The 7141-nt window shown below is 74.1% G+C and carries 8 protein-coding genes; 5 read left to right on the top strand and 3 right to left on the bottom strand.

The genetic code is table 11. The annotated features are described in order from the left end of the window. A partial coding sequence (locus ACFXGA_RS23640; RefSeq protein ID WP_378091113.1) for a hypothetical protein occupies positions 1-518 on the bottom strand: 518 nt, incomplete at its 3' end. A 106-nt stretch (positions 519-624) separates the two neighbouring features. Next, positions 625-2370: a proline--tRNA ligase gene (locus tag ACFXGA_RS23635; protein ID WP_378091111.1), complete on the bottom strand. Its 1746-nt coding sequence runs from the start codon at positions 2368-2370 to the stop codon at positions 625-627. A gap of 115 nt (positions 2371-2485) precedes the next feature. On the opposite strand from ACFXGA_RS23635, the gene ACFXGA_RS23630 reads away from it, so the two are divergent. Together ACFXGA_RS23630 and yaaA are read left to right on the top strand one after the other, a co-directional pair. Beyond that, positions 2486-2839: a VOC family protein gene (locus ACFXGA_RS23630; RefSeq protein WP_378091109.1), complete on the top strand. Its 354-nt coding sequence runs from the start codon at positions 2486-2488 to the stop codon at positions 2837-2839. 304 nt (positions 2840-3143) lie between these two features. Continuing rightward, positions 3144-3881: a peroxide stress protein YaaA gene (yaaA, locus tag ACFXGA_RS23625; protein WP_378091107.1), complete on the top strand. Its 738-nt coding sequence runs from the start codon at positions 3144-3146 to the stop codon at positions 3879-3881. On the opposite strand, the gene ACFXGA_RS23620 is transcribed toward yaaA, so the two are convergent. Next, a complete protein-coding gene (locus ACFXGA_RS23620) occupies positions 3878-4111 on the bottom strand; it encodes a hypothetical protein (protein WP_378091106.1) in 234 nt (77 codons plus the stop codon). The genes yaaA and ACFXGA_RS23620 overlap by 4 nt on opposite strands. 86 nt (positions 4112-4197) lie before the next feature. Between ACFXGA_RS23620 and ACFXGA_RS23615 the strand changes: the two genes are divergently transcribed. The 3 genes from ACFXGA_RS23615 (at position 4198) to ACFXGA_RS23605 (ending at position 6941) form a co-directional block, all read left to right on the top strand. Then, positions 4198-5175: a helix-turn-helix domain-containing protein gene (locus ACFXGA_RS23615; RefSeq protein WP_378091104.1), complete on the top strand. Its 978-nt coding sequence runs from the start codon at positions 4198-4200 to the stop codon at positions 5173-5175. Positions 5176-5214: 39 nt separating this feature from the next. Then, positions 5215-5727: a hypothetical protein gene (locus ACFXGA_RS23610; protein WP_378091102.1), complete on the top strand. Its 513-nt coding sequence runs from the start codon at positions 5215-5217 to the stop codon at positions 5725-5727. Positions 5728-5963: 236 nt separating this feature from the next. Then, a complete protein-coding gene (locus tag ACFXGA_RS23605) occupies positions 5964-6941 on the top strand; it encodes a serine protein kinase RIO (RefSeq protein ID WP_378091100.1) in 978 nt (325 codons plus the stop codon). Positions 6942-7141: the final 200 nt, after the last annotated feature.

Genomic DNA, 7141 nt, shown 5'->3' with positions numbered 1-7141 from the left:
CTCGGCTTGTCTTTATATATAACCTTCCCTGCCGGGGGTGGGCGGGGGGGGCGGGCGGCGCGTGCCCTCGCGGGCCCCCCCCCCCCCCCCCCCCACGGCGAGGGCAGGAAGGCCCCGGTCATGGCGGGCGCCCGGCGGACGACCTCGACCCGCGCCGACTGCAGCACCACGGCCGCGCCGGTCAGGCCCTGGACCGTCACGGCCACCTCGCCACCGCTGCCCAGCACGGCGCCGGCGGGCCGCTTCCTGGTGGAGATCGGGATCGGCACGTCACCGGGGTCGGGCACGACCCAGCCGGACTGGCAGCTCTTCTTGAGCCGGACGTCGGTGGTCGCGGCGAGCGGCGACGCGGGCGGCTCCTCGTCGGCCGTCACCCGCCACACGGCGACGACACCGGCGACGACCAGCAGGACCACCACGACGAGCAGCGCGAACACGCCGCGCCGGTCGTGGTCGTCGCCGATCCGGACGTCCCGGACCGACCCCGTCTGCACGACCGCGTCCACGCGCCCGTGCACCGAGTTCCGGATCCCGCCCTGCTCGCCGATACCGGGATGATCCCGAGCGGGCCGCCGCGGGCAGTAGGCAATACTGCGGTCGCGGCCGCCCCGGACGGGTGGTGCTTCAGCCCTTGACGACGTCCAGCAGGTGCGCGACCGCGCGGTCGACCGGCACCTCTTCGCGCTCGCCCGTGCGGCGGTCCTTGACCTCGACCAGGCCGTTGGCCAGGCCCCGGCCCACCACGAGGATCGTCGGCACGCCGATCAGCTCGGCGTCGGCGAACTTCACGCCGGGGCTCGCCTTGCGGTCGTCCAGCAGCACCTTCAGGCCCGCCGCGGACAGCTCGCCCGCCAGCTTCTCGCCGCCCGCGAGCAGCGCCTCGTCCTTGCCCGCGACGACCACGTGCACGTCCGCGGGGGCGACGTTGCGCGGCCAGATCAGGCCCCGCTCGTCGTGGCTCTGCTCGGCGATGGCGGCGACCAGGCGGGACACGCCGATGCCGTAGGAGCCCATGGTGATCCGGATGGGCTTGCTGTCCGGGCCGAGCGCGTCGAGCGAGAACGCGTCCGCGTACTTGCGGCCGAGCTGGAAGATGTGGCCGATCTCGATGCCGCGCGCGGCGACCAGCACGCCCTTGCCGTCGGGCGACGGGTCGCCCTCGCGGACCTCGGCCACGTCGATCGTGCCGTCGGGGGTGAAGTCGCGGCCCACGACCAGGTCCACCACGTGGTGGTCGGCCTTGTCCGCGCCGGTCACCCACGCCGTGCCGCGCACCACGCGGGGGTCCACCAGGTACCGCACGCCGTTGGCCTGCAGCGCGGCCGGGCCGATGTAGCCCTTGACCAGGAAGGAGTTGCGGGCGAAGTCCGCCTCTTCCAGCATCGCGACCTCGGCCGGCTCGACCGCCGCCTCCAGGCGCTTCAGGTCCACCTCGCGGTCGCCGGGCAGGCCGACGGCCAGCAGCTCCCACTCCTTCTGCCCGGGCTGCCGGGTCTTCACCAGGACGTTCTTCAGGGTGTCCGCGGCGGTGAAGGCGCGGTCGGTGTTGGCGTTGAGGAACGCGACCAGCGACTCGATGGTGGGCGTGTTCGGCGTGTGGTGCACCTGCGCCTCGGGCTTCGTCGCCGGGTCCTGCTCGGCGGGCGCGGGCGTGGTGACGGCCTCGACGTTCGCCGCGTAGTCCGACTCCGTGCTGCGGACGAAGGTGTCCTCGCCGGTCTCCGCGACCGCCAGGAACTCCTCCGACGCCGAGCCGCCCATCGCGCCCGACGTGGCGGAGACGATCACGTACTCCAGGCCGAGCCGGTCGAAGATGCGGATGTACGCCTCGCGGTGCTGCCGGTAGGACTCGGCCAGGCCCTCGTCGGCGAGGTCGAACGAGTAGGAGTCCTTCATCAGGAACTCGCGGCCGCGCAGGATGCCCGCGCGGGGCCGCGCCTCGTCGCGGTACTTGGTCTGGATCTGGTAGAGCGTGACCGGGTAGTCCTTGTAGGACGAGTACTCGCCCTTCACGGTGAGCGCGAACAGCTCCTCGTGGGTGGGGCCGAGCAGGTAGTCCGCGCCCTTGCGGTCCTTGAGGCGGAACAGGTTGGGGCCGTACTCGGTCCACCGGTTCGTCGCCTCGTAGGGCTCCTTCGGCAGCAGCGCGGGGAACTGGATCTCCTGCGCGCCGAAGGCGTCCATCTCCTCGCGGACGACGTGCTCGATGTTGCGCAGCACCCGCAGGCCCAGCGGCAGCCACGAGTAACCGCCCGGCGCGACGCGGCGCACGTAGCCGGCGCGGACCAGCAGCTTGTGGCTGGGTACTTCGGCGTCGGCCGGGTCCTCGCGCAGGGTGCGCAGGAACAGCGACGACATCCTCGTGATCACGGTGGGCGCTCCTCGTGGGCGGGTTGTCCGGGAAAGGGTAGTGAACGGGCCCTGATCAGTTCCAACGGGTTCCGGCCGGGCGGAATTGTCGGTGGTCGCGTCTAGCGTGCGCGGCATGACCATCACCATCGGCATGATCACCATCGACACCGCCGACCCGCGGCGGCTGGCGGAGTTCTGGACCAAGGCGCTGGGGACGGCGGTGCAGCACGACTGGGGCGAGTTCGTGATGCTCGCGCCGGCCGGCGGCCCGGGCGGGCTCCAGCTGGGGTTGCAGCGGGTGGACGACCCGACGCCGGGCAAGAACCGGGTGCACTTCGACGCGCACGTGCCGGACCGGGTGGCGGAGGTGCGGCGGCTGGTGGCGTTGGGCGCGACGGAGGTCGCGGAGCACACCGTGCCGGGGCTGACGTGGACCGTGCTGGCGGACCCGGACGGCAACCAGTTCTGCGTGGGCCAGGAGGGCTGACGGCGGCGGGGCGTGCGGGGGCGGCTGGTCGGGGCGTGCGGGACCGGCGGCGTGCGGGGCCGGCGGGGCCGGGGGCTGCGGGCCGGGCTCGGCGTGGCTTGCGGTCGGCGGTTCGGGCGGACGGCGGTTCGGGCGGACGGCGCGGCGGGGGCGCTGTGAGCGGCGCGCAGCCCTGGCCGGGCGGTTCCGGGCGGAGCGGGCCGGGCGGTTCCGGGCGGGGCGGGTGGAGCGGCGCAGGTGGTTCCGGTGCCGAGGCGGAGTGGGTGGCGGGGTGCGGTGGCGTGGGCGCTTAGGCTTGCGCGTCGTGTTGGTACTGCTCCCCCCGTCGGAGACCAAGGCCCTGGGCGGCTCCGGCGCGCCGCTCGACCTCGACCGGCTCTCGCACCCCGACCTCACGCCGGTCCGGGCCAAGCTGGTCGACGCCCTGGTCGACCTGGCCGCCGACGTCCCGGCGAGCCTGGCCGTCCTCGGGCTCTCCGAGCGCCAGGCCGGCGAGGTGGAGCGCAACGCCGAACTCCGCCGCTCCCCCACCCTGCCCGCGCTCGCCCGCTACACCGGCGTCCTCTACGACGCCCTGGCGCTGGACGCGCTGACCAAGGCCGAGAAGTCCCGCGCCTTCGCGCGCCTCGCGGTGGCGTCCGCGCTGTTCGGCGTCGTCAACGGCGGCGACCCGATCCCCGCCTACCGGCTCTCCGGCGGGAGCGTGCTGCCGTCCGTCGGACCGCTGGGCGGTCTGTGGCGGCCCGCGCTCGAACCGGTGCTCGCGGCCGCCGACCGGTTCGTCGTAGACCTCCGGTCGAGCCCGTACACGTCGCTCGCCCGCATCCCGGACGCCGCCGTGGTCCGGGTCGTCACCGAGGACGGCACGGGCCGGCGCAACGCGGTCAGCCACTTCAACAAGGCCCACAAGGGCCGGCTCGCGCAGGCGCTCGTCACGTCGCGGTCCGAGCCGACCGACCTGAAGGGCCTGGTCAGGGTCGCGGTCAAGGCCGGGCTGCGGGTGGAGCCCACCGGGGCCAGGACCGCCGACCTGATCGTCTAACGGCCGAGGACGGCGTGGACCGGCGCCACCCGTCGGGTGATCGCCGGACGGTCGGGGGACGTGTGGGCGGCCGCGGCGTGCAGGTCGGTCGTCACGCGCGTCACGTCACGGTCCTCGACGTCGGTGCTGCCCGCGAGGCGTGCGCCCGGACGGGCGGCGCGCCGGTGGTTGCTCTCCAGGCCGTAGCCGACCAGGGCCAGGACCGCGAGGGTCACGATGATCGCTGTCATGGCACCAACTGTGCGATACACAAGATGCCGCCACAATTGGCACTCTTGCCGTTGTGCGTCAAGATCCTGCCAACTAGGGTGGCGTCATGCTGCGCACCGTCGCCGCCGTCGTCATCGACGGTCTGGCCCCGTTCGAGTTCGGCGTGATCTGCGAGGTCTTCGGCGTGGACCGGACCGAGGAGGGCGTGCCGGGGATCGACTTCCGGGTCTGCGGCGAACGGCCCGGCGAACCGGTCCGCACCAGCGTCGGCGCGTCCTTCACCCCCGATCGCGGCCTCGACGCGCTCGCCGACGCGGACCTGGTGGCCGTGCCCGCCGTGACCATCCGGGACGAGTACCCGCCGCACGTGGTCGACGCCGTCCGCGCGGCGCACGAGCGGGGCAGCACGCTGCTGTCGGTGTGCAGCGGGGCGTTCGTCCTCGGCGCGGCGGGCCTGCTGGACGAGCGGCGCTGCACGACCCACTGGCGTCACGCCGACCACCTGGCCGAGCGGTTCCCCCGCGCCAAGGTGGACCCGGACGTGCTGTTCGTGGACGAGGGCGACATCGTCACCAGCGCGGGCACGGCGGCGGGCATCGACGCGTGCCTGCACCTGGTCCGCCGGGAACTGGGCGCGGCCGCCACGGCGACCATCGCGCGCCGCATGGTCGTCGCGCCGCAACGCGAGGGCGGCCAGCGCCAGTTCGTGGAACTGCCCGCGCCGCACCAGGCCGACAGCCTCCAGCCGCTGCTCGCCTGGCTGCAGGACCGGCTGGAGGACGAGCACACCGTCGCGAGCCTGGCCGAACGGGCGAACATGTCCGAGCGCACGTTCGCCCGCCGCTTCGCCGCCGAGACCGGCACGACGCCGCACCGCTGGCTCACCGCGCAACGCGTCCTGCGCGCGCGGCACCTGCTGGAGGAGACGCAGCTCCCGGTGGAGGACGTCGCGCAGCGCTCCGGTTTCGGTACCGCCGCGCTGCTGCGCCACCACTTCACTTCCGTGGTCGGCGTAGCCCCGAAGGATTACCGACGGTCGTTCTCGCCCCTCGCGGGCCGCCGTTCGCGTGACACAGCGGAGTGACCTGACACCTCATCGTGAGGCGAATGTCAGAATGACCGGGTGAGCCCCGACACATCCGACGACTCAGCCGGCTCCGCACCGCCCGAACCGGTCACACCCGCGCGACTCCGGGAGATCACGGCGGGCCTGGAGGCGGACGACCTGACCGCCCCGGAAGCGTTGCGGCGGGTGTGGTCCGGGCTGTGCGCCGCCAGGTCGCTGGGGCTGCGCCTGGCGCTCGTGGACGAGACGTGGCGGCAGCGCCAGGTGAACGCGGAGTCGGTGGAGCACCAACTGGCGCACGACCTCGGCACCTCGGCGACGTTCACCGACACCAAGCTCGCGCTGCCGGACCCCGTCGTGACGCGACCGCTCCCGCCGGCGGAGGCCGAGGACGCCCTGGCCGCGCTGCTGGAGTTCAGCGGCACGGCCCGGCAGCGGATGCTGGCCGTGGCCCCGAGGGCTCCCCAGTGGCACGACGAACGCGTGCTGCGGCACGACTCCCTGATCGTCGCGCAGCTCGGCGCGGCGTGGCTGGGCCAGCGCGCCAGCTACCGCGTGGAGTCCCGGTAGGCGTCCGCGGGTAAATCGGTTGCCCCGCGCCGACGGCCGGGGCACCCTGTGCCCGTACGCGCAAGCGCCGGTGGTGGCAGACCACGGGCGGACCCGAGGAGGTGCCAGATGGCGACAGCTGTCCGGGACGTGGCACCGACCCGTCCGCTCGCCCCTCTCGCCTGACGCGAACCCGCGCGAAGGACCACACCGCGCCGGTGGGGGCGACCACTCCCACTTCACCTGGAGCACATCCAGTGCGCGAGCACGACGAGTACGCGGATTTCGAATCCGAGTTCGACCACGCCGACGACCTGCGTTGGCGGATCAAGAAGGCCAAGAAGCAACTGGCGCGCGCCGACGGCGACGTCGAGCCGGGTCGACGCGGCCGGCTCACCGAGGAGGCCAAGGACCGCCTCGCCCAGATGCGGGACGACGCCGCCGCGGCGGACGTGCCCGAGGACGGCGACCGGTGGTCCACCTGGGGCGACGCCGACCAGGGGCCGAAACCGCACCCGGAGTGGCTGGTCACGGACCTGGCCGCGGTGGACCGCGAGCTGGGGATCGTGAAGACCGGCAAGGAGGCGGACGTCTTCCTGCTGGAACGCGCCATGCCGGGCACCGACCGGGCGTGCCTGATGGCCGCCAAGCGGTACCGCAGCAACGACCACCGGCTGTTCCACCGGGACGCGGGCTACCTCGAAGGGCGGCGCATGCGCCGGTCGCGGGAGATGCGCGCGATGGCGAACCGCAGCGCGTTCGGCCGCAACCTCATCGCCGAGCGGTGGGCCGTGGCCGAGTTCGCCGCGCTGGCGAAGCTCTGGCAGCTCGGCGCGCCGGTGCCGTACCCGGTGCAGCGCGACGGCACCGAGCTGCTGCTGGAGTTCGTCGGCACGGACGGCGCGGCCGCGCCCCGGTTGGCGCAGTTGCGGCCGGAGCCGGACGAGCTGCTCGACCTGTGGCGGCAGCTCGTGGACGCGCTGGCCCTGATGGCGGCCGCGGGGCTGGCGCACGGCGACCTGTCGGCGTTCAACCTGATGGTGCACGACGGGCGGCTGGTCGTGATCGACCTGCCGCAGGTGGTGGACCTGGTGGCGAACCCGCGCGGGCCGGAGTTCCTGGACCGGGACGTGCGCAACGTGGCCGGCTGGTTCACCGCGCGCGGCCTGCCGCCGGAGCTGGCCGACCCGCGCGAGGTCACCGAGTCGCTGCTGGACCAGGCCGGCCTGCGGTGACCCGGGGCCGGGGTCCGTCGGTCCCCGGCCGATGACGGATCGGACGAGTCCCCGGGTCGATCGTGACCCGGGGGCGCGGCGTCGCCGGGCCGGGGGGCGCGCGGGGCGGGCGGCGTACCCCCCCCCGGGGCGGCCCCCCCCCCCCCGCCCGCCCCCCCCGCCCGCGGCGCTAAAACAAACACCACCCCCCCACCCCGAGA

Origin of the sequence: Actinosynnema sp. NPDC059335 (assembly GCF_042752395.1) — a bacterium.
Taxonomy (GTDB): domain Bacteria; phylum Actinomycetota; class Actinomycetes; order Mycobacteriales; family Pseudonocardiaceae; genus Actinosynnema.
Note: the sequence above shows the minus strand (reverse complement) of the source record. Positions and strands in the feature narration are given on the sequence as shown.